This window comes from Simplicispira lacusdiani, from assembly GCF_003604195.1.
Lineage (GTDB): Bacteria > Pseudomonadota > Gammaproteobacteria > Burkholderiales > Burkholderiaceae_C > Simplicispira > Simplicispira lacusdiani.
This window is the reverse complement of the sequence record NZ_QXGR01000006.1, coordinates 71,313-92,010: the sequence shown is the minus strand read 5'-3', so window position 1 is coordinate 92,010 and position 20,698 is coordinate 71,313. Positions and strand designations below refer to the sequence as shown.

The window sequence follows — 20,698 nt, the reverse complement described above, 5'->3', positions numbered from 1 at the left end:
CCTGCCTCAACCCTGCTCGAAGCCTTCGAGCACGTTCACGGCGTTGGTGCCCAGATCGGCAGCGGCATAGCCCCCCTCCAGCACGAACACAGTGGGCAGGCCCAAGCGTGCCAGGCGCTCGCCGAGGCGCAGGAAATCCGCCGAGGCCAGGGCAAAGCGCGAAATCGGGTCGCCCTCGAACGTATCGAGGCCAAGCGAGACCACCAGCGCTTCGGCGCCATGGCCCGCAATGCGCGCGCAGGCCTGCTCCAGCGCGGCAAACCAGGTCTGCACGCTGCTGCCCGCCGCCAGCGGCAGGTTCAGGTTGCAGCCCGCCCCGGCGCCCTCGCCTGTCTCATCGGCGTGGCCCAGGTAGAACGGATATTCGGTGCGCGGATCGCCATGGATGCTGACGAACAGCACGTCCGCACGGTCGTAGAAGATGCTTTGCGTGCCGTTGCCATGGTGGTAGTCCACGTCCAGCACGGCGACACGGGCCGCGCCCTGGTCGCGCAGCCATTGGGCAGCCACGGCGGCGTTGTTGAGCAGGCAGTAGCCGCCCATGAAGTCTGGCCCCGCATGGTGGCCCGGCGGGCGGGTGCAGCAAAAGGCCGCGCGCGCACCGGCCGCCACGCGCGCCGCCGCGCTGGCAGCGGCATCGGCACCGGCCTTGGCGGCCTGCCAACTTCCTGCAGCCAGCGGCGTGCCGTTGTCCATGGAATACAGGCCCAGCTTGGCGACGAAATTGTCCGGCTCGATGTCGCTGCGCAGCGTGCGCACGGGCCAGACCGAGGGAAAGGGTTGCACCTGGGCATTGGCCGGGTCCAGCGCCAGCCATTGGGCCCATGCCGTTTGCAGGAACTGCAGGTAGCGCGGCGCATGGATGCGCGCAAGCACGGCGCTGCTGTCCTGGTCGGGCGCGAGCAGCACGTGGCCGCGTTCGGTCAGGCGGGCCTCGACATAGTCGGCGCGCGCGGGCTTCTCGAAGCACGGCACGCGCTCGCCCCGGAAGAACTCATGCACCGGGGCGTGCAGGTGGTGCAGCGGGTTGTGGAAGGTGATCATGCGCCGAGTGTAAAAGCCGGCGCAGAACTTCTAGACGATTTCAGCCCAGGGCTGCGGCCGCACGCCACCCGCGAACAACGGGTGCGCCTGCGCCTCCTCCAGCGTGAGCACCGGGGTCACGCAGGCATCGATCTGCGCAAAGCGTTCGATCCACACGGCCAGCGGCTGCGAGGCCACGAGCTGCGCCACCTCGGCGCGCAGCGCTGCGCAATCGCTGGAGCCGGGCAACTGGCCGCGCTGCCAGTGGCGCTGCACCCAGTCGGGGCGGTCAAAGACTTCGCACGCGGCCTTCCAGAACTTGAACTCCAGCGCGCCCACGGCCAGGTGGCGCCCGTCCTGCGTGGCGTAGAGGTTGTAGCAAGGCAGCACGCCGTTGAGCAGGTCTTCGCCCGCACCGGGGCGGCGCCCCAGCAGCGGCGCCAGCATGGCACCGGTGGCCCGGGGCATCACCAGTTGGGCGTGCAGGCCATGGGCCATGCTGACATCCAGGTGCCTTCCCTGACCCGTGCGCTGCACCTCGAACACCGCTGCCAGCACGGCGATGCAGGCCATCGCGCTGCCGCCCGCCAGATCACCCCACTGCACGTTGGACAGGGCCAACTCACCCGTGGGCGCACGCATCTGGTCCAGCACGCCCGACAGCGCCATGAAGTTGAGGTCGTGCCCCGCTTTCTGCGCCCAGGGGCCGTGCTGGCCATAGCCGGTGATGGACACCGTCACCAGGCGCGGGTTCAGCGCATGCAGCGTGGCCGCGTCCAGCCCCAGGCCCTGCAGCACGCCAGGGCGGAAGCTGTCGAGCAGCACGTCGGCCTCCTGCACCCAGGCGCGCAGCCGGTCCAGGTCGGCGCTGCTGCGGAAGTCGATGGTGCGGCATTCCTTGCCGTGGTTGAGCGCCTCGAACAACGCCGCCAACGGCCGCGCCGGGTCGCCCTCGGGCGGCTCCACCTTGACGATGGTGGCACCCAGGTCGGCCAGCAGACGCGTGGCGAACGGCCCGGGCAGGTTGCGCGTGAGGTCGAGCACGCGCAGGCCGGACAGCAGTGGGGGCATGGAAGTCATTCGATTTCACCCATTTTTTTGTACCGTTCCCTTGCGCTTGCATTCAACGCTGCGCAGGCCAGCGGCCGCCGTGCAAGGGCCGCCCCGCCGCACTGGCGGCGTCCCCCTTCCCGCAAAGCACAGCTTTGCGAGAGAAGGGGGAAGGCGCGCAGCGCCACAGGGGGTCGTTCTCTATAACCCCAATTGCTTGGAAATGATCTCGTTCATGATCTCGTGCGTGCCGCCACCGATCGACAGGATGCGGTTGTCGCGGTACAGGCGCTCGACCAGCGACTCGCGCATGTAGCCCATGCCGCCGAAGATCTGCACCGCCTCGTCGGTCACCATGGTGGAGACGGAGGTGGCGAAGTTCTTGGCCATGGAGACCTCGGCGATCGCCGACTCGCCCGCCTGCATGCGCGCGGCGCAGCGGTAGGTGTACTCGCGCGCCACGTTCACCTGCGTGGCCATCTCGGCTAGCTTGTGGCGGATGACCTGGTGCTTGGACAGCGGCTTGCCGAAGGTGGTGCGCTCTTTCACGTAGGCCAGGCATTGCTCCAGCGCGAGCTGGGCCGTCATGTAGGCCATGATGGCCAGGCTCAGGCGCTCGGCCTGGAAGTTGGCCATGATGGTGAAGAAGCCCGAGTTCTCCGGCCCCAGCAGGTTTTCCGCGGGCACGCGGCAGTCCTGGAAGAACAGCTCGGCCGTATCGGACGCCCACCAGCCCATCTTCTTCAGGTTGCGCCCCACGGTGAAGCCCGGAGTGTCCTTCTCGATGAGCAGCAGCGAAACGCCGCCAAAGCCCGCTTCACCCGTGCGCACGGCCACCGTGTAGTAGTCGGCGCGCATGCCCGAGGTAATGAAGGTCTTGGAGCCGTTGACCACATAGTGGTCGCCATCACGCACCGCGCGGGTCTTGAGGTTGGCCACGTCCGAGCCGCCGCTGGGCTCGGTGATCGCCAGGGCGATGATCTTCTCGCCCGCGAGCACCTGCGGCACGATGCGTGCCTTCAGTGCATCCGAGCCCGTGCGCCAGACCGGCGGCAGGCCAATGTCCAGCGAGCCCAGGCTGGCGACGAAGCCGCCCGAGCCGCTGCGCATCAGTTCCTCGCTGGCAGCCACCTTCAGGAACACATCCTGCTCGCCAGAGCCGCCAAACTCGGTCGGATGGCCGATGCTCAGCAAGCCCAGGCCACCCGCCTGCTGGTAGATCTCGCGCGGGAAAGTACCCGACTCTTCCCATTCATCGATGTGCGGCTTGACGGCCTCGTTGACGAAGCGGCGCATGGTGTCGCGCACCATGCCATGCGTTTCGTTGAAGTAGTCGACGTAAACGCCGCTCAGTGCCTTGTCACGCATCCTCGAACCTCCGGTTGTCCTGTGCCATCTGGACCAGAATGGCCGCGGGCTCAAAGCGCGCGCCATGCTGCCGTGCCAGTTCACGCGAGCGCTCGACGAAGCGCGGTACGCCCATGGCGTTGATGAACTGCAACGCCCCACCCTGGTGCGGCGCAAAGCCCCAGCCGAAGATGGAACCGATATTGGTATCGGCCACCGAACGCACCACGTTTTCCTCGAAGCAGCGCGCGGCCTCGTTGGCCTGGATGAACATCAGCCGGTCCACCAGCTCTTGCTGCGTGGGCTGGTCGGCGCGTGGCGGGAACAGCGTGGTCAGCTCCGGCCACAGGCTCTTCTCCTTGCCGTTGTAGTCGTAAAAGCCCTTGCCAGCCTTCTTGCCAACACGGCCCTTGTCGGCGCACAGCGTGCGCAACACGGCCTCGCCGGGGTGCTCGGGGTAGCTCTTGCCTTCAGCTTCCAGATCGCGGCGCGTCTGGTCGCTGATGTGCAGCGACAGGCTCAGCGACACCTCGTCCTGCAGGGCGAGCGGCGGCATGGGCATGCCCGCCTTGACGCCCGCCACCTCGATGGAGCGCGGATGCACGCCCTCGGCCAGCATGGCCAGGCCCTCCATCACATAGGTGGCGAAGACACGCGAGGTGTAGAAGCCCCGGCTGTCATTGACCACGATGGGGGTCTTGCCGATCTGCAACACGTAGTCAAAACCGCGCGCCAGCGTGGCGTCCGAGGTCTTCTCGCCCACGATGATCTCGACCAGCGGCATCTTGTCCACGGGAGAGAAGAAGTGCAGACCGATGAAATTCTCTGGCCGGCCACTGGCCTGGGCCAGGCCCGTGATCGGCAGCGTGGAGGTGTTGGAGGCATACACGGCATCCGGCAGGATGACTGCCTCGGCCTTGCGCGTGCATTCCGCCTTGATGGCGCGGTCCTCGAACACGGCCTCAATCACCAGATCGCAACCCTGCAGGTCTTCGTAACGCGTGGTCGGCAGGATGCGCGCGAGCAGCGCGTCGCGCTTGTCCGGCGTGGTCCTGCCGCGCGACAGCGCCTTGTCCAGCAGACCTTGCGAGTAGGCCTTGCCCTTGTCGGCGTTCTCCTGCGTGGTATCGAGCAGCACCACGTCGATGCCGGCCTTGGCCGAGACGTAGGCAATGCCCGCACCCATCATGCCCGCACCCAGGATGCCGACCTTTTTGACCTTGCCCTGCGGCTGGTTCGCGGGGCGCGACTGGCCCTTCTTGATGGCATTGAGCTGGTACCACAGCGTACCGATCATGTTCTTGCTGACCTGCGAGACGATGCAGGCGGCGAAGTAGCGCGACTCGACCTGCAGCGCGTTGTCGATGTCGAGCAGGCAGCCCTCGAACAGGCAGCTCATGATGTGCGTGATGGCCGGGTAGTTGCCATGGGCCTTGGCGTTGGCCATGGAGGGGGCGATGGCCAGCATCTGCACCACGGACGGGCTCTTGCTGTCGCCGCCGGGGATGCGGAAGCCCTTGGCGTCCCAGGGCTGCACGGGCTTGGGATTGGCCAGGCACCAGTCACGCGCCTTTTGCAGCAGTTCTTCGCGCGAGGCAGCCAGCTCGTTGACGATGCCCAGGCCCTTGGCCTTGGCGGGACTCAGCTCCGTGCCCTGCGTGATGAGCTCGAAGCTCTTCTGGATGCCGATCAGGCGCGGCAGGCGCTGCGTGCCACCGGCACCGGGCAACAGGCCCAGCTTGACCTCAGGCAGGCCGATCTTGGCCCTGGGGTCGTCGATGGCAAAGCGGGCGTGGCAAGCCAGTGCCAGCTCCAGGCCGCCGCCGAGCGTGGTGCCGTTGAGGGCTGCCACCACGGGCTTGCCGCATTTCTCCATGCGGCGCAACAGGGCCTTGAGCTCCTCGCCCAGCTGGAAAGCCTGCTCCACCGTGGTGATCTGGCTCAGCTGGTCGATGTCGGCGCCGGCGATGAAGCTGGACTTGCCCGAGGTGAGCACCAGCCCCTTGAGGCCCTCTTCCTTCTCCAGGCGTTCGAGCAGCGTGGCAAAGCGGCCCAGCAGTTCGGGCGTGAGCACGTTCATGGCGCGGCCGGGCTGGTCGAAAGTGACCAGACCCACGGCGCTGGCGTCCACTTCGAAAGTGACGGAATCTTGCTGTGTCATGGGTTCGCCTCGTTCAAACGCGTTCGATGATGGTGGCGATGCCCATGCCGGCACCGACGCACAGGGTGGCCAGGGCCGTGGACTTGCCGGTGCGCTCCAGCTCGTCCAGCGCCGTGCCCAGGATGATGGCGCCCGTGGCGCCCAGGGGGTGGCCCATGGCAATGGCGCCGCCGTTGACGTTCACGCGATCGAGCGACACGCCCAGGTCGCGCGCTGTCTTCATGGGCACAGTGGCAAAGGCCTCGTTCACCTCCCACAGGTCGATGTCCGACACCGCCATGCCCGCCTTGGCCAGGGCCTTGCGCACGGCAGGCGTGGGGCCGGTCAGCATGATGGTGGGCTCGGAGCCGATGACGGAGCACATGCGCACCTTGGCGCGGGGCTTGAGGCCCGCCTTCTCGCCCGCCGCCTTGCTGCCCAGCAACATCAGCGCCGCGCCATCGACGATGCCCGAGGAGTTGCCCGCGTGGTGGTGGTGGTGGATTTTTTCGATGGTGGTGTACTTGTCCAGCGCGGTGGAATCAAAGCCCATGCTGCCCATCATCTCGAACGAGGGGTTGAGCTTGGCCAGCGACTCGACCGAAGTGCCGGGGCGCACGGTCTCGTCGCGGTCCAGCATCACCAAGCCGTTGATGTCCTTGACCGGAACGATGGAGCGCGCAAAGCGCCCTTCGGCCTGGGCCTGCGCGGCGCGGCGGTGCGACTCGGCGGCAAAGCCGTCCAGATCGGCACGGCCAAAACCTTCGAGCGTGGCGATCAGGTCGGCGCTGATGCCCTGCGGAATGAAGGCCGTGCCGCTGTTGACGCGCGGGTCCATCACCCAGGCGCCGCCATCGCTGCCCATGGCCCAGCGGCTCATGGATTCCACACCGCCCGCGACGACCATGTCTTCCATGCCCGACATGATCTTGGCCGTGGCCAGGTTGACGGACTCCAGTCCCGAGGCGCAGAAGCGCGACTGCGTCACGCCCGCCACGGTTTGTGCCCAGCCCGCGTCCAGCACGGCGGTGCGGGCAATGTCGGCACCCTGCTCGCCCACGGGCGTGACGCAGCCCAGCACGAGGTCATCGACCAGCGCGGTGTCGAGCCGGTTGCGCGCCTGCAGCGCCTGCAGCAGCGTGCGCAGCAGCCACACGGGCGTGGCCTGGTGCAGGCTGCCGTCCTTCTTGCCCTTGCCGCGCGGAGTGCGCACGGCGTCGTAAATATAGGCTTCGGTCATGGAAGCTCCTTGATAAATGAGTAGATGGACAGGTCTGGCATCACAGGAAGCGCGAGGCCAGCTCCTTCATGATTTCGTTGGTACCGCCGTAGATGCGCTGCACGCGGGCATCGGCATACAGGCGGGCGATGGGGTATTCCTTCATGTAACCGTAGCCGCCAAACAGCTGCAGGCATTCGTCGATCAGCTTGCACTGGTTGTCGCTGATCCAGTACTTGATGAGCGCCGCGCGGTCCACGCCCAGCTCGCCCTTCAGGTGCGCCACCATGGCCGCATCGACCAGCGCGCGCGAGGCCATCAGCAGCGCCTGGCACTCGGCCAGCTTGAAGCGCGTGTTCTGGAAAGCAAAGATGGGCTTGCCAAAGGCCTGGCGCTCCTTGGTGTAGGCCAGGGTTTCCTTCATGGCCAGTTCCATGGCGGCGATGCCTGCCACGGCCACGATCAGGCGCTCCTGGGGCAGCTCCTGCATGAGCTGAATGAAACCCATGCCCTCTTGCCCGCCCAGCAGGTTGGAGGCAGGCACCACCACGTCGTCGAAGAACAGCTCCGAGGTGTCCTGCGCATCCATGCCCAGCTTGTCGAGGTTGCGCCCCCGGCGGAAGCCCTGCACCACATCGGTCTCGACCACCATCAGCGACATGCCCTGCGCGCCCTGGTCCTTGTTGGTCTTGCAGACCACGATGACGAGGTTGGCCAGTTGGCCGTTGGTGATGAAGGTCTTGCTGCCGTTGATGCGGTAGCTGTCGCCTTCCTTGATGGCCGTGGTGCGCACGCCCTGCAGGTCCGAGCCCGTGCCGGGCTCGGTCATGGCGATGGCGCCGATCAGCTCGCCCGTGGCCAGGCGCGGCAGCCAGCGCTTTTTCTGCTCTTCGGTGCCATGGTGCAGGATGTAGGGCGCCACGATGCCCGAGTGCAGCGAACCGCCGAATCCGGCAATACCCGCCGCGCCCTGGGCCAGGATCAACGCAGCCTCATGGCCGAAATCGCCGCCCGCGCCGCCATAAGCCTCGGGCATCGAAGCGCACAGGAAACCGTTGTCCCCGGCTTCCTCCCAAGCCTGGCGGTCCATCATTCCGGCCTGGCGCCAGGCCTCGTCCTTGGGAGCCCATTGCTCCTTGAAGAAACGGCTGGCGGAGTCGTACAGCATCTGGTGCTCTTCGGTCATCCAGGCGGGGGCGAAATTCTGTATTGCCACGGGGTCAGATCCTCAAGTGATAGCGTTCAAAAAAGGCTGGCCCGACTGCCCGCAAAGGAAAAGGTAATTAAAATTACCTTCACATACCTGCTGCAAGAACGCCAATCACCAGCCTGTCCACAGGGGCGACACCGTTAATACTCCGTATGCAAAGGGGTGCCGCAACAGTCGCCATCTTGACCATAGCCCGTCAGGAAGACAAGCTGACGCAGTTCGTTTTTACTGCCGATGCATGCATTTGGTAATATCAATTTCCATGACAGACCCATCCCCCGCGCCGAGAGAGTCCGGCTTGACCACCGCCCAAGACCACCGCACGCGGATGGCACGGATGCGCAGCGACACCCTGGCCCGCATCGAAAAAGCCGTGCTGGAGCTGTTTTCGAGCCGCGACTTCCATGAGGTGGGCCTGATCGACGTCGCCCGCGCGGCCAATGTGTCGCTGCAGACCATCTACAAGTATTTCGGCAGCAAGGAGGCGCTGGTCTACGCCATGCTCGACATCATGCTGGGCCGGCTGGCCGAGCGCATGATCGACCACCTGCAGGGTATCGACGACGCGCGCGAGCGCCTGCGCAAGACCTGCTGGGTGACGCTGGACTACATGGACAAGCACCCGGCCGTGATGCTGCTGATGTTCACCGCCGTGCCGGTGTCGCGGCACAAGAACATCGGCATCTACGAAAGCCCGGAGCTGATGGGCGCCTTCCTTGGCGTGTTCAAGGACGGCCAGGCTCGCGGCGTGCTCAACAACCAGGTGTCCAGCAAGGTACTGCTGGACGTCTTCATGGGCATGATGGGCCGCGTGGTGCTGATGCACATCGTGCGTGGCGAGAAGCGCCCGCTGACCGAGCAGTTCGACGAGCTTTTCCACATTCTGTGGCGGGCCATGTCGGCCGACTGATTTTTTGCCGGCGCAAACAAAAACAGCCCCGGAAGGGGCTGCTTGGAATTGGTGGGTGATGCAGGGTTTGAACCTGCGACCCCTGCCGTGTGAAGGCAGTGCTCTACCGCTGAGCTAATCACCCGTCGCGCACCTTGGAGATGCTTGCGAGGCTGTCGGCAAACGTGGTGGGTGATGCAGGGTTTGAACCTGCGACCCCTGCCGTGTGAAGGCAGTGCTCTACCGCTGAGCTAATCACCCGTTGCCGTTGCGACAGCCTTCTATTATGGCACAGCTTTCAGGCGGATTCGACGGATCGCCAAATTGTTTTGCCGCCGGAGGCCTTGTCGATCTGCGCCAGGGTCTGCTCGTGGGCGGCCAGTTCCTGGTCGTTGGCGCGCAGCACCTGCAGCGCGATGCGGCTCAGGTCCACGCTGGCCGCCACCGGGCCGGCCGAGCCGTCGGTGGCGTCGTCGGCGATCAGCAGCGCATCCTGGCCGCGCGTGAGGTTGATGTAGACGTCGGCCAGCAGTTCGGCGTCAAGCAAGGCGCCGTGCAGGGTGCGGCTGGAGTTGTCCACGCCCAGGCGGTCGCACAGCGCGTCGAGCGAGTTGCGCTTGCCCGGGTACAGCTCCTTGGCCATGGCCAGGGTGTCGGTGATCTCGGCGACGAAGCTGCGCAATGGCGGCCGCCCCAGCAACTCCAGCTCCTTGTTGAGGAAGCCGACGTCGAAGGCCGCGTTGTGGATGATGATCTCGGCGCCCTGCAGATAGTCCAGCAGTTCGTCGGCCACGGCCTCGAACTTGGGCTTGTCGCGCAGGAACTCGTTGCTGATGCCGTGCACCTTCAGCGCGTCCTCGTGGCTGTCGCGCCCCGGGTTCAGGTAGAAGTGCTTGTTGTTGCCCGTGAGCTTGCGCGCCACCAGCTCCACGCAGCCGATTTCGATGATGCGGTCGCCCGTCTCGGCCGACAGACCGGTGGTTTCCGTGTCCAGAACGATCTGGCGCATCAGTGGTTTTCCTTGGCGTGGTTAATGGTGTATTTGGGGATCTCGATGGTCACGTCCTTGGCGGCCAGGATGGCCTGGCAGCTCAGGCGCGACTGCGGCTCCAGGCCCCAGGCGCGGTCCAGCAGGTCTTCTTCCTCTTCCTCGGCGTCGTTCAGCGAGGCAAAGCCCTCGCGCACGATGACGTGGCAGGTGGTGCAGGCGCAGCTCATGTCGCAGGCGTGCTCGATGTTGATGCGGTGCTCCAGCAGGGCCTCGCAGATCGAGGTGCCTGCGGGCGCGGTGATCTCGGCGCCCTCGGGGCAGTACTCGGCGTGGGGCAGTATCTTGATGACGGGCATGGCTCGCTTCGGGTGTTCGTGGTCAAAGGTTCTGGACGTTCCTGCCCGCCAGCGCCTGGCGGATGCCCCGGTTCATGCGCTGCGCGGCGAAGGGCTCGGTGTCCTTGGCCAACGCCTGGGTGGCGGCTTCCAGCGCCGCGGCCTCCGTGGCGGTGGCGATCTGGATGCGCAGCGCCTCCATGCGTGCGCCGATCGCTGCGCGGTCATCCTCGGTCAGCAGGTCACCGTCCGCATCCAGCGCGCTTTGCGTGGCGATCAGCATGCGGTCGGCGTCCACGCGGGCCTCGACCAGCGCGCGCGCCTGCATGTCCTGCGCGGCGGTGGCGAAGCCCTCCTGCAGCATGCGGGCAATCTGCTCGTCGCTCAGCCCGTAAGTGGGCTTGACGTCGATGCGCGCCTCCACGCCGCTGATCTGCTCGCGCGCGTTCACATTCAGCAGCCCGTCGGCGTCGACCGTGAAGGTGACGCGGATGCGCGCCGCGCCCGCCGCCATGGGTGGGATGCCGCGCAGCTCGAAGCGCGCCAGGCTACGGCAGTCCTGCACCAGGTCGCGCTCGCCCTGCACCACGTGGATGGCCAGGGCGGTCTGGCCGTCCTTGTAGGTGGTGAAATCCTGCGCCTTGGCCGTGGGAATGGTCTCGTTGCGCGCCACGATGCGCTCGACCAGACCGCCCATGGTCTCGATGCCCAGCGACAGCGGAATCACATCGAGCAGCAGCAGGTCGCCGGCGGTGTTGTTGCCGGCCAGCTGGTTGGCCTGGATGGCGGCGCCCAGCGCCACCACCTCGTCGGGGTTCAGGTTGGTGAGCGGCTCGCGGCCGAAAAACTCGGCCACTGCGCGGCGCACCTGCGGCATGCGCGTGGAGCCCCCCACCAGCACCACGCCCTGCACCTCGTCGCGGGCCAGCAGCGCATCGCGCAGGGTGCGGCGCACGGCCGCCAGCGAGCGTGCCGTGAGGTCGGCCGTGGCGGCGTCGAAATCGCTGCGTTTCACATCAAATCGCACATCAACGCCCGCCAGACGGGCGCTGTAAGCTACTGTTTCTGTAGCAGTCAAGGCTTCCTTGCAGGCCCGGGCCGCCAAACGGGCGGCCGCCTTGTCGGCGGGGGTCTGCACCTCCAGGCCAAGCTGGCCCAGCACCCAGTCGGCGAGCGCGGCATCGTAGTCGTCGCCGCCCAAAGCCGAATCGCCCCCCGTGGCCAGCACCTCGAAGACGCCCTGCGTCAGGCGCAGGATGGAGATGTCGAAGGTGCCGCCGCCCAGGTCGTAGACGGCGTAGACACCCTCGCTGGCGTTGTCCAGGCCGTAGGCGATGGCCGCCGCCGTGGGCTCGTTGATGAGGCGCAGCAGGTGGATGCCGGCCAGTTGCGCGGCGTCCTTGGTGGCTTGGCGCTGGGCATCGTCGAAATAGGCCGGCACGGTGATGACGGCGCCGTACAGGTCGTCGTTGAAGGTGTCCTCGGCGCGGTAGCGCAGCGTGGCCAGGATCTCGGCGCTGACCTCTACCGGAGACTTGACGCCACCGGCCGTGGCCACGGCCACCATGCCACCGCCGTCCTGGCCGGTGCCCACGAGTTCGTAGGGCAGCTTCGCGGCATGGGCGATATCGCCCAGCCCCCGGCCCATGAAGCGCTTGACCGAGGCGATGGTGTTGCGCGCATCGGCGTGCTGCTCGGCCACGGCGGCATGACCGATCTGGCGCCCTCCCCCGTCCAGGTAGCGCACCACGGAGGGCAGCAGCACCCGGCCGCCATCGTCGGGCAGGCACTCGGCCACGCCATTGCGCACGGCCGCCACCAGCGAATGCGTGGTCCCCAGGTCAATGCCCACGGCGATGCGCCGTTGGTGCGGGTCGGGGGACTGGCCGGGTTCGGAAATCTGCAGCAGCGCCATGGATCTTGTCTTGTCGGGAATGTGCCTGCACGCGCAGGACACGCAAAAACGGGTCTAGGGGCGCTATTGTCCCAGTTGATCGAGCCGGCGCTCGATATCCTGCGCAAATCGCGCAATGAACATGAGGGCTCTGACCTGCTGCGCGGCGGCGGTGTAGTCCTGCCGCGTGTCGATGCACTCGGCGCAGTGCTCCAGGGCGGCGCGCCGGGCCTGCTGGACCTGGGCTTCGAGCGCATCCACCTCGGCGGCGCTGTCCGCCTCCTCCAGCGCCTCGCGCCACTCCATCTGCTGCATGAGGAAGGCGGCGGGCATGGCGGTGTTGTCCTCGGCGCGCACGGGTGCGCCATGCAGCTCGCAGAGGTAGGCCGCGCGGCGCATCGGATCCTTGATGCGCTGGTAGGCCTCGTTGATGCGCACCGACCATTGCATGGCCTGGCGCTGCGCCGCTGCGCCGCTGGCCGCATGGCGGTCGGGGTGGGCTTCGCGCTGCAACTCCTTCCAGCGCGCGTCGAGCACCGCGCGGTCCTGCGCAAAGCGCCGGGGGACGCCAAACAGCTCGAAATCGTCGGATTGCAGGTTCATATCAGCAAAAAAACCGCCAGCACGCGATGCGATGGCGGTTTCAGATGGCACAGAAGGGGACGCATCAGATCCGGAAGCTCTCTCCGCAGCCGCAGCGGTCGCGCTCGTTCGGGTTGCTGAACTTGAAGCCCTCGTTCAGGCCCTCGCGCACGAAATCGAGCTCCGTGCCGTCGATATAGGCCAGGCTCTTGGGGTCGATCAGCACCTTGACGCCATGCTGCTCGAAGATGATGTCTTCGGGCTCGGCATCGTCCACATACTCCAGCTTGTAGGCCAGGCCCGAGCAGCCGCTGGTCTTGACGCCCAGCCGCACCCCAAGGCCCTTGCCACGCCGCGACAGGTAACGGCTGACATGCCGGGCTGCCGCTTCGGTGAGGGTGATTGCCATGGTTTCAGGCGGCGACAGCCGCGCCGTGTTTGGTCTTGTAGTCGTTGACCGCCGCCTTGATGGCGTCTTCGGCCAGGATGGAGCAGTGGATCTTGACGGGCGGCAGCGCCAGCTCTTCGGCGATCTCGCTGTTCTTCAACGCAGCCGCTTCGTCGAGCGTCTTGCCCTTGACCCATTCGGTCACCAGCGACGACGAGGCAATGGCCGAGCCGCAACCGTAGGTCTTGAAGCGCGCGTCCTCGATCACGCCGGTTTCCGGGTTGACCTTGATCTGCAGCTTCATCACGTCGCCGCAAGCCGGCGCGCCCACCATGCCGGTGCCCACCGATTCGTCGCCCTTGTCAAACGAACCCACGTTGCGCGGGTTCTCGTAATGGTCAATCACTTTTTCAGAGTAAGCCATGGTGTTACCTCTTTGATTCTGGGTGCCGTGGGGTCAGTGCGCGGCCCACTGGATGGTGCTCAGGTCCACGCCATCCTTGTACATCTCCCACAAGGGGCTGAGTTCACGCAGCTTGGCCACGTTCTCGCGGATCGTGGCGATGGCGTAGTCGATCTCTTCCTCGGTGGTGAAACGGCCGATGGTCATGCGCAGGCTGCTGTGCGCCAGCTCGTCGCTGCGGCCCAGCGCGCGCAGCACGTAGCTGGGCTCCAGGCTGGCCGAGGTGCAGGCCGAGCCCGAGGACACGGCCAGGCCCTTGATGCCCATGATCAGCGACTCGCCCTCGACATAGTTGAAGCTGATGTTGAGGTTGTGCGGCACGCGCTGCTGCATGTCGCCATTGATGAAGACCTGCTCCATGTCGGTGAGACCGTCGAGCAGGCGCTTCTGCAGGCGGCGCGCCTTTTCCTGCTCCTGGGTCATTTCCTCGCGGGCGATGCGGAAGGCCTCGCCCATGCCGACGATCTGGTGCGTAGGCAGGGTGCCCGAGCGCATGCCGCGCTCATGGCCACCGCCATGCATCTGCGCCTCCAGGCGCACGCGCGGCTTGCGGCGCACATACAGCGCGCCGATGCCCTTGGGGCCATAGGTCTTGTGCGAGGCCAGGCTCATCAGGTCAACCGGAAGGTTTGCCATGTCGATGGCGATCTTGCCGGTGGCTTGGGCCGCATCGACGTGGAAGATGATGCCCTTCTCGCGGCACAGCGCGCCAATGGCCGGGATGTCCTGGATGACGCCGATCTCGTTGTTCACGAACATCACGCTGATCAGGATGGTGTCGGGGCGGATGGCGGCCTTGAGCACCTCGAAATCGAGCAGGCCGTCGGCCTTGACGTCGAGATAGGTGACCTCGAAGCCCTGGCGCTCCATCTCGCGCATGGTGTCGAGCACGGCCTTGTGCTCGGTCTTCACCGTGATCAGGTGCTTGCCCTTGCCCTTGTAGAAATGGCCCGCGCCCTTGATGGCCAGGTTGTTGGACTCGGTGGCGCCGCTGGTCCAGACGATCTCGCGCGGGTCGGCGCCAATCAGCTCGGCCACCTGCACGCGCGCCTTCTCGACCGCTTCCTCGGCCTCCCAGCCCCAGGCATGGCTGCGCGAGGCGGGGTTGCCGAAATGCTCGCGCAACCACGGGATCATGGCGTCCACGACGCGGGGATCAACCGGCGTCGTGGCGCCATAGTCAAGATAGATGGGGAAATGCGGGGTCGTGTCCATGGCTGGCTCGGTCGGATATACGGGCTGGCAATTGCAATACGGAAGTCGATAGCTTGCCGCAAACGAGCGCTGCGCACCGGCAGGCGCACAGCCACCCGCGTCTCTATCAGGGTCTTCAGGGCTTGGCGAACACGTTGCCCAGGGCAAAGACCGAGTTGGGCGCGTTCACACGGATCGGCTTGACCACGGGCGTCGTGGAGATCGCGCGGCGCACCATGGGCTTTTCCTCGATCTGCAGGCCCTTGGCGAGCTGCTCGTCCACCAGCTTCTGCAGCGTGACGGAATCGAGGAACTCCACCACGCGCTGGTTCAGCGTGGCCCAGAGGTCGTGCGTCATGCAACGGCCGGAATCACCCATGCAGTTTTCCTTGCCGCCGCACTGCGTGGCATCGATCGGCTCGTCCACCGAAACGATGATGTCGGCAATGGTGATGTCGGCTGCCTTGCGGGCCAGCGTGTAGCCGCCGCCCGGACCGCGCGTGGACTCGACCAGCTCGTGGCGGCGCAGCTTGCCAAAGAGCTGCTCAAGGTACGACAGCGAAATACGCTGGCGCTGGCTGATGGCAGCCAGGGTGACCGGACCGTTGTTCTGGCGCAGGGCCAGGTCGATCATGGCGGTGACCGCAAAACGGCCTTTGGTTGTGAGACGCATCGCAAGCTCCTTTGTTCAGGCTTGTTGGTTCATGAAACGCCTGAATGGTTCATGGCCACCAGGACACCGTCTCCACCCTTATTCCTGCGGTGCCCTGAGGCGCTGCAGGCCCTTCAATCATGGGTTCTTGTCGTTAGTAGGGGCATTGTAGCACAAACCAGATTAATTTTGTCGGGTAAATAGACTCAGCGGTCACGATGCGCCCATCAAGTTGCAAAAACCTTTCATCCCTGTTTGCCTGAAGGGATATTGTCGCCCCCATGCGCGCCGAACGCCATGTCCTTGAGGCGGGCCAATTGGTCCCGCACCCGGGCGGCCTGTTCGAACTCCAGGTTGCGCGCATGTTCGAGCATCTGCTTCTCCAGGCGCTTGATCTCGCGGGCCATGTCTTTTTCCGACATGTCCTCGGCCTTGGCCCGCTGCAGGGCCTCCTGGGCCAGGCGCTCGGCATCCTTGCCCGCCTTCTCGCTGTAGACACCGTCGATCAGATCACGCACCTGCTTGACGATGCTGCGCGGCGTGATGCCGTGCTCCGCGTTGAAGGCGATCTGCCGCGCGCGCCGCCGCTCGGTCTCGCCCATGGCGCGCGCCATGGAGTCGGTCACGCGGTCGGCATAGAGAATGGCCTTGCCCGAGAGGTTGCGCGCCGCGCGGCCGATGGTCTGGATCAGGCTGCGCTCGGAACGCAGAAAGCCCTCTTTGTCGGCGTCGAGCACGGCCACGAGCGACACCTCGGGAATGTCCAGGCCCTCGCGCAGCAGGTTGATGCCCACCAGCACGTCGAAGGCCCCCAGGCGCAGGTCGCGGATGATCTCCACGCGCTCCACGGTGTCCACGTCGGAATGCAGGTAGCGCACCTTCACCCCGTTGTCCGTGAGGTAGTCGGTGAGCTGCTCGGCCATGCGCTTGGTCAGCGTGGTCACGAGCACGCGCTCGTTGCGTTCGGTGCGGATGCGGATCTCCTGCAGCACATCGTCCACCTGGTGGGTGGCAGGCCGCACTTCGACCTCGGGGTCCACCAGCCCCGTGGGGCGCACCACCTGCTCGACCACCTGACCGGCATGCTGCTTTTCATAGTCGGCCGGCGTGGCCGACACGAACACCACCTGGCGCATGCGCTGCTCGAACTCCTCGAACTTCAGCGGCCGGTTGTCCAGCGCGCTGGGCAGGCGAAAGCCGTATTCCACCAGCGTGGTCTTGCGCGAGCGGTCGCCGTTGTACATGGCGTTGAGCTGGCCGATCATCTGGTGGCTCTCGTCGAGGAACATCAGCGCGTCGCGCGGCAGGTAGTCGGTCAGCGTGCTCGGCGGGTCGCCAGGGGCCGAGCCCGAGAGGTGGCGCGAATAGTTCTCGATGCCCTTGCAGTGCCCGACCTCGCTGAGCATCTCCAGGTCGAAGCGGGTGCGCTGCTCCAGGCGCTGGGCCTCCACCAGCTTGCCGTCGGCCAGCAACTGCTTCAGCCGTTCGGCCAGCTCGGCCTTGATGGATTCGACCGCCAGCAGCACCTGGTCGCGCGGCGTCACGTAGTGGCTGCTGGGGTAGACGGTGAAGCGCGGAATGCTCTGGCGCACGCGGCCCGTCAGCGGGTCGAACAACTGCAGGCTCTCGATCTCGTCGTCGAACAGCTCGATACGCAGGGCCAGTTCCGAGTGCTCGGCCGGGAAGACATCGATGGTGTCGCCGCGCACCCGGAAATTGCCGCGCGAAAAATCCATGTCGTTGCGCTGGTACTGCATGCGCACGAGCTGGGCGATGGCATCGCGCTGGCCCAGCTTGTCGCCAGCGCGCAGCGTCATGACCATGCGGTGATAGCTCTCGGGGTTGCCGATGCCGTAGATGGCCGACACCGTGGCCACGATCACCACGTCACGCCGCTCCAGCAGGCTCTTGGTGCACGACAGGCGCATCTGCTCGATGTGCTCGTTGATGGCGCTGTCCTTCTCGATGAACAGGTCGCGCTGGGGCACGTAGGCCTCGGGCTGGTAGTAGTCGTAGTAGCTCACGAAGTATTCCACCGCGTTCTTCGGGAAGAACTCGCGGAATTCGCTGTAGAGCTGGGCCGCCAGTGTCTTGTTCGGCGCGAACACGATGGCCGGCCGGCCCAGGCGCGCGATCACGTTGGCCATGGTGAAGGTCTTGCCCGAGCCCGTCACGCCCAGCAGGGTCTGGAACACCTCGCCCGCGTTCACCCCTTCGACGAGCTGGTCGATGGCGCCGGGCTGGTCGCCCGCCGGTGGATAGGGCTGGAACAGCTCGAAGGGCGAACCGGGGAAATGGACGAACTGCCCCTTGGCGGGCTCGGCGGTGGCTTCTTGCAAGGTCATGGTGCGGCACGGCCCGCGCGGGCCGCTAAAATCAGCGGGTTAACCCGAAAGCCTAACGCAGCTTGGGTTTGCCCGCCACATCCACCCTCCAAGGACGTTCCATGTCTCTGTTCTCCGCCGTCGAAATGGCCCCCCGCGACCCCATCCTGGGTCTCAACGAGCAATTCAACGCTGACACCAACCCCAACAAGGTCAACCTGGGCGTGGGCGTGTACTTCGACGACAACGGCAAGCTGCCCCTGCTGCAGTGCGTGCAGGCCGCCGAAAAGGCCATGATGGACAAGCCCGCCGCGCGCGGCTACCTGCCCATCGACGGCATCGTCGCCTATGACAACGCCGTCAAAGGCCTGGTCTTTGGCGCCGACAGCGAACCCGTCACCTCCGGCCGCGTGGCCACCGTGCAGGCCATCGGCGGCACCGGCGGCCTGAAGATCGGCGCCGACTTCCTCAAGCGCGTCAGCCCCGACGCCAAGGTGCTGATCTCCGACCCGAGCTGGGAAAACCACCGCGCCCTGTTCACCAACGCCGGCTTCACGGTCGACACCTATGCCTACTACGACGCGGCCAAGCGCGGCGTGAACTTCGACGGCATGCTGGCCAGCCTGAACGCCGCCGCGCCCGGCACCATCGTGGTGCTGCACGCCTGCTGCCACAACCCCACCGGCTACGACATCACCCCCGCGCAGTGGGACCAGGTCATCGCCGCCGTCAAGGCCAAGGGCCTGACCGCCTTCCTCGACATGGCCTACCAGGGCTTCGGCCACGGCATCGCCGAAGACGGCGCCGTGATCCAGAAGTTCGTCGCCGCCGGCCTCAACTTCTTCGTCTCCACCTCGTTCTCCAAGAGCTTCAGCCTCTACGGCGAGCGCGTGGGCGGCCTGTCGGTGCTGTGCGCCGACAAGGAAGAAGCCGGCCGCGTGCTGAGCCAGCTCAAGATCGTCATCCGCACCAACTACAGCAACCCGCCCACGCACGGTGGCGCCGTGGTGGCCGCGGTGCTGAACAACCCCGAGCTGCGCGCCCTGTGGGAAAAGGAACTGGGCGAGATGCGCGTGCGCATCAAGGCCATGCGCCAGAAGCTGGTCGACGGCCTCAAGGCCGCCGGCGTGCAACAAGACATGTCGTTCATGACGCAGCAGATCGGCATGTTCAGCTACTCCGGCCTCTCCAAGGACCAGATGGTGCGCCTGCGCAGCGAGTTCGGCGTGTACGGCACCGACACCGGCCGCATCTGCGTGGCCGCGCTCAACAGCAAGAACATCGACTACGTCTGCCAGGCCATCGCCAAGGTGATGTAAGCGCAGCGCATGCCGTGCCATGAAGCCGCCCCAGGGCGGCTTTTTTGTGAACAAAATCGGCTCTAGCGCCCTACCATCGGGCGCCGGAAGCTATGGAATAAATAGCAAAAAGGAGACCCGCCGCATGACCACGCCCCTGCAACCCCTGCATGGCACCCGCATCCTGAGCCTGGCGCTCAACCTGCCCGGCCCCGCCGCCCTGCTGCGCTGCGCGCGCATGGGCGCCGAGTGCACCAAGCTCGAACCCCTGCCGGCGCCGGGCCAGCCCAGCGCCGACCCCATGGGCATCTACAGCCCGGCGGCCTACGGCGAGCTGCACCAGGGCGTGCGCGTGCTGCAGGCCCACCTCAAGACGGACGAAGGCCAGGCCGCGCTGCACGCCGAGCTGGCGCGCACCGATGTGGTGATCACCTCCTTCCGTCCCTCGGCGCTGGCCAAGCTGGGGCTGGGCTGGGAGGCGCTGCAGGCGCGCTACCCGCGCCTGTCGCTGGTGCGCATCGTCGGCGCGCTGGGCGAGCGCGCCGAGGAGCCCGGCCACGACCTCACCTACCAGGCCGAGGCCGGCTTGCTGGCCGGCCTGCAGGTGCCCCCCACCCTGTTCGCCGACATGGCCGGCGCCCTGATGGCCAGCGAGGCCGTATTGCAGGCATTGCAGGCGCGCGCGCAGCACGGCGCGGGCGTGTGCATCGAGGTCGGCCTGGCCGAGGCCGCAGAGTGGCTGGCCCTGCCGCTGCAGTGGGGCCTGACCACGCCGCAGGGCGACGTGGGCGGCGCCCACGCGGGCTACCGCATCTACCCCTGTGCCGACGGCCGCGTGGCCGTGGCCGCGCTGGAGCCGCATTTCGCCGCCCGCCTGTGCGAGGCGGCGGGCCTGGCGGTGCGGGGCGACATGGAACACCTGCGCGACCCGGCCACGCACGAGGCCATCGCCCGCTTCCTGCAAGGCCGGACGCGCGCGCAGCTCACGGCGCTGGCACAGGAGCGCGACATCCCGCTGCACGCGCTGCACTGACCACCCCATGCGAGGCACCATCCGGCGCTGGCACGCCGACAAGGGTTTTGGCTTCATCGCGGCCGCGCACCACCGCGACGTGTTCTTCCACATCCGCGACTACCAGGGCGCCGCGCCACCCGCCGAAGGCATGGAAGTGGAATACGAAGAAATCCAGGTCGGTGGCAAGGGGCCGCGCGCCATGCAGGTGCGGCCGCGCTCCGCGCCGGTGGCAGCCACCCGGCCAGCGCCGCCCCGGCGCCGCACCGAACGGCCCCGCCCCGCAGGGTCGCAGAATGACGCTCCCACGGGCGCCAGCCTGGCGATGGCGCTGATGCTGGGCTGGCTGGCCCTGCTGGCCTGGGGTGCCTGGGCGCAGCGCCTGCCGCTGGGGCTGCTGGGCCTCCTGGCGCTGCTCAACATGGTGACCTTTTTCGCCTACGCGCTCGACAAGAGCGCCGCCCAGCGCGGCGCCTGGCGCACGCCGGAAAAAACCTTGCACCTGCTGGCCCTGCTGGGCGGCTGGCCCGCCGCCTGGTGGGCGCAGCAATGGCTGCGCCACAAATCACGCAAACCGTCGTTCCGCGCGGCCTACTGGGGCACGGTACTGCTGCACGGCACGGCACTGGCCGCCATCGTGCTGCGGCCTGGATTGCTACATTTTTAATAGCTGCAAGCGCTTGCTCC

Annotated in this window: 19 protein-coding genes and 2 tRNA genes; 4 read left to right on the top strand and 17 right to left on the bottom strand. The window is 66.5% G+C overall.

Annotated elements, in window-relative coordinates:
• Positions 1-6: 6 nt before the first annotated feature.
• From D8S75_RS09945 to D8S75_RS09915, 6 genes are all read right to left on the bottom strand, one after another.
• Positions 7-1,044 carry a histone deacetylase family protein gene (locus tag D8S75_RS09945; protein ID WP_119966189.1) on the bottom strand — a complete coding sequence of 346 codons (1,038 nt, stop codon included), beginning with the start codon at positions 1,042-1,044 and terminating at the stop codon, positions 7-9.
• A 30-nt stretch (positions 1,045-1,074) separates the two neighbouring features.
• Positions 1,075-2,094 carry a CaiB/BaiF CoA transferase family protein gene (locus tag D8S75_RS09940; RefSeq protein ID WP_119966397.1) on the bottom strand — a complete coding sequence of 340 codons (1,020 nt, stop codon included), beginning with the start codon at positions 2,092-2,094 and terminating at the stop codon, positions 1,075-1,077.
• 180 nt (positions 2,095-2,274) lie between these two features.
• Positions 2,275-3,441, bottom strand: a complete 1,167-nt coding sequence (locus D8S75_RS09930) for an acyl-CoA dehydrogenase family protein (protein WP_119966188.1) — start codon at positions 3,439-3,441, stop codon at positions 2,275-2,277.
• Positions 3,434-5,581, bottom strand: a complete 2,148-nt coding sequence (locus D8S75_RS09925; protein WP_119966187.1) for a 3-hydroxyacyl-CoA dehydrogenase NAD-binding domain-containing protein — start codon at positions 5,579-5,581, stop codon at positions 3,434-3,436. Before D8S75_RS09925 ends, D8S75_RS09930 begins: the two co-directional genes overlap by 8 nt.
• A 13-nt stretch (positions 5,582-5,594) precedes the next feature.
• Positions 5,595-6,800 carry an acetyl-CoA C-acetyltransferase gene (locus D8S75_RS09920; protein ID WP_119966186.1) on the bottom strand — a complete coding sequence of 402 codons (1,206 nt, stop codon included), beginning with the start codon at positions 6,798-6,800 and terminating at the stop codon, positions 5,595-5,597.
• Between the two features lie 40 nt (positions 6,801-6,840).
• The gene (locus D8S75_RS09915) at positions 6,841-7,995 is read right to left on the bottom strand and encodes an acyl-CoA dehydrogenase family protein (protein ID WP_232829003.1); all 1,155 of its coding nucleotides are present in this window, start codon (positions 7,993-7,995) and stop codon (positions 6,841-6,843) included.
• Between the two features lie 292 nt (positions 7,996-8,287).
• Here D8S75_RS09915 and D8S75_RS09910 point away from each other — a divergent pair, with 292 nt between their 5' ends.
• Positions 8,288-8,899, top strand: a complete 612-nt coding sequence (locus D8S75_RS09910; protein WP_232829002.1) for a TetR/AcrR family transcriptional regulator — start codon at positions 8,288-8,290, stop codon at positions 8,897-8,899.
• Positions 8,900-8,948: 49 nt separating this feature from the next.
• On the opposite strand, the gene D8S75_RS09905 is transcribed toward D8S75_RS09910, so the two are convergent.
• The 11 genes from D8S75_RS09905 to uvrB form a co-directional block, all read right to left on the bottom strand.
• Positions 8,949-9,023, bottom strand: a tRNA-Val gene (locus D8S75_RS09905).
• 41 nt (positions 9,024-9,064) lie between these two features.
• Positions 9,065-9,139 (bottom strand) — tRNA-Val (locus D8S75_RS09900).
• Between the two features lie 37 nt (positions 9,140-9,176).
• Positions 9,177-9,890, bottom strand: a complete 714-nt coding sequence (gene dnaQ, locus D8S75_RS09895; RefSeq protein WP_119966183.1) for a DNA polymerase III subunit epsilon — start codon at positions 9,888-9,890, stop codon at positions 9,177-9,179.
• Entirely contained in the window at positions 9,887-10,225 is a 339-nt protein-coding gene (fdx, locus tag D8S75_RS09890) for an ISC system 2Fe-2S type ferredoxin (protein ID WP_119966182.1), read from the bottom strand. The genes dnaQ and fdx overlap by 4 nt, the downstream gene beginning before the upstream one ends.
• A gap of 22 nt (positions 10,226-10,247) precedes the next feature.
• Complete coding sequence (gene hscA / locus D8S75_RS09885; RefSeq protein ID WP_119966181.1) at positions 10,248-12,119, bottom strand: Fe-S protein assembly chaperone HscA; 1,872 nt, start codon at positions 12,117-12,119, stop codon at positions 10,248-10,250.
• 63 nt (positions 12,120-12,182) lie between these two features.
• On the bottom strand, positions 12,183-12,701 hold the full coding sequence (hscB, locus tag D8S75_RS09880; RefSeq protein ID WP_119966180.1) for a Fe-S protein assembly co-chaperone HscB: 519 nt from the start codon (positions 12,699-12,701) through the stop codon (positions 12,183-12,185).
• Positions 12,702-12,765: 64 nt separating this feature from the next.
• Positions 12,766-13,089 carry an iron-sulfur cluster assembly protein IscA gene (gene iscA / locus D8S75_RS09875; protein ID WP_119966179.1) on the bottom strand — a complete coding sequence of 108 codons (324 nt, stop codon included), beginning with the start codon at positions 13,087-13,089 and terminating at the stop codon, positions 12,766-12,768.
• A gap of 4 nt (positions 13,090-13,093) precedes the next feature.
• Positions 13,094-13,492, bottom strand: a complete 399-nt coding sequence (gene iscU / locus D8S75_RS09870) for a Fe-S cluster assembly scaffold IscU (RefSeq protein ID WP_119966178.1) — start codon at positions 13,490-13,492, stop codon at positions 13,094-13,096.
• Between the two features lie 33 nt (positions 13,493-13,525).
• Positions 13,526-14,746: an IscS subfamily cysteine desulfurase gene (locus D8S75_RS09865; RefSeq protein WP_119966177.1), complete on the bottom strand. Its 1,221-nt coding sequence runs from the start codon at positions 14,744-14,746 to the stop codon at positions 13,526-13,528.
• A 115-nt stretch (positions 14,747-14,861) separates the two neighbouring features.
• The gene (gene iscR / locus D8S75_RS09860; protein WP_119966176.1) at positions 14,862-15,398 is read right to left on the bottom strand and encodes a Fe-S cluster assembly transcriptional regulator IscR; all 537 of its coding nucleotides are present in this window, start codon (positions 15,396-15,398) and stop codon (positions 14,862-14,864) included.
• Positions 15,399-15,622: 224 nt separating this feature from the next.
• A complete protein-coding gene (gene uvrB / locus D8S75_RS09855) occupies positions 15,623-17,722 on the bottom strand; it encodes an excinuclease ABC subunit UvrB (RefSeq protein ID WP_119966175.1) in 2,100 nt (699 codons plus the stop codon).
• Positions 17,723-17,823: 101 nt separating this feature from the next.
• Between uvrB and D8S75_RS09850 the strand changes: the two genes are divergently transcribed.
• The 3 genes from D8S75_RS09850 (at position 17,824) to D8S75_RS09840 (ending at position 20,678) form a co-directional block, all read left to right on the top strand.
• Positions 17,824-19,020, top strand: a complete 1,197-nt coding sequence (locus tag D8S75_RS09850) for an amino acid aminotransferase (protein ID WP_119966174.1) — start codon at positions 17,824-17,826, stop codon at positions 19,018-19,020.
• A 124-nt stretch (positions 19,021-19,144) separates the two neighbouring features.
• On the top strand, positions 19,145-20,032 hold the full coding sequence (locus D8S75_RS09845) for a CoA transferase (protein ID WP_119966173.1): 888 nt from the start codon (positions 19,145-19,147) through the stop codon (positions 20,030-20,032).
• A 7-nt stretch (positions 20,033-20,039) separates the two neighbouring features.
• Entirely contained in the window at positions 20,040-20,678 is a 639-nt protein-coding gene (locus D8S75_RS09840) for a DUF1294 domain-containing protein (RefSeq protein WP_119966172.1), read from the top strand.
• Positions 20,679-20,698: the final 20 nt, after the last annotated feature.

Coding starts and splice junctions, on each gene's coding strand:
- hscA (WP_119966181.1), bottom strand. CDS start 12,119: ATGGCGCTGCTGCAGATTTCCGAACCCGGCCAGTCCCCCGACCCGCAC.
- iscU (WP_119966178.1), bottom strand. CDS start 13,492: ATGGCTTACTCTGAAAAAGTGATTGACCATTACGAGAACCCGCGCAAC.
- D8S75_RS09845 (WP_119966173.1), top strand. CDS start 19,145: ATGACCACGCCCCTGCAACCCCTGCATGGCACCCGCATCCTGAGCCTG.
- D8S75_RS09920 (WP_119966186.1), bottom strand. CDS start 6,800: ATGACCGAAGCCTATATTTACGACGCCGTGCGCACTCCGCGCGGCAAG.
- uvrB (WP_119966175.1), bottom strand. CDS start 17,722: ATGACCTTGCAAGAAGCCACCGCCGAGCCCGCCAAGGGGCAGTTCGTC.
- iscR (WP_119966176.1), bottom strand. CDS start 15,398: ATGCGTCTCACAACCAAAGGCCGTTTTGCGGTCACCGCCATGATCGAC.
- D8S75_RS09925 (WP_119966187.1), bottom strand. CDS start 5,581: ATGACACAGCAAGATTCCGTCACTTTCGAAGTGGACGCCAGCGCCGTG.
- hscB (WP_119966180.1), bottom strand. CDS start 12,701: ATGAACCTGCAATCCGACGATTTCGAGCTGTTTGGCGTCCCCCGGCGC.
- D8S75_RS09850 (WP_119966174.1), top strand. CDS start 17,824: ATGTCTCTGTTCTCCGCCGTCGAAATGGCCCCCCGCGACCCCATCCTG.
- D8S75_RS09940 (WP_119966397.1), bottom strand. CDS start 2,094: ATGCCCCCACTGCTGTCCGGCCTGCGCGTGCTCGACCTCACGCGCAAC.
- D8S75_RS09945 (WP_119966189.1), bottom strand. CDS start 1,044: ATGATCACCTTCCACAACCCGCTGCACCACCTGCACGCCCCGGTGCAT.
- D8S75_RS09930 (WP_119966188.1), bottom strand. CDS start 3,441: ATGCGTGACAAGGCACTGAGCGGCGTTTACGTCGACTACTTCAACGAA.
- D8S75_RS09840 (WP_119966172.1), top strand. CDS start 20,040: ATGCGAGGCACCATCCGGCGCTGGCACGCCGACAAGGGTTTTGGCTTC.
- fdx (WP_119966182.1), bottom strand. CDS start 10,225: ATGCCCGTCATCAAGATACTGCCCCACGCCGAGTACTGCCCCGAGGGC.
- D8S75_RS09865 (WP_119966177.1), bottom strand. CDS start 14,746: ATGGACACGACCCCGCATTTCCCCATCTATCTTGACTATGGCGCCACG.
- iscA (WP_119966179.1), bottom strand. CDS start 13,089: ATGGCAATCACCCTCACCGAAGCGGCAGCCCGGCATGTCAGCCGTTAC.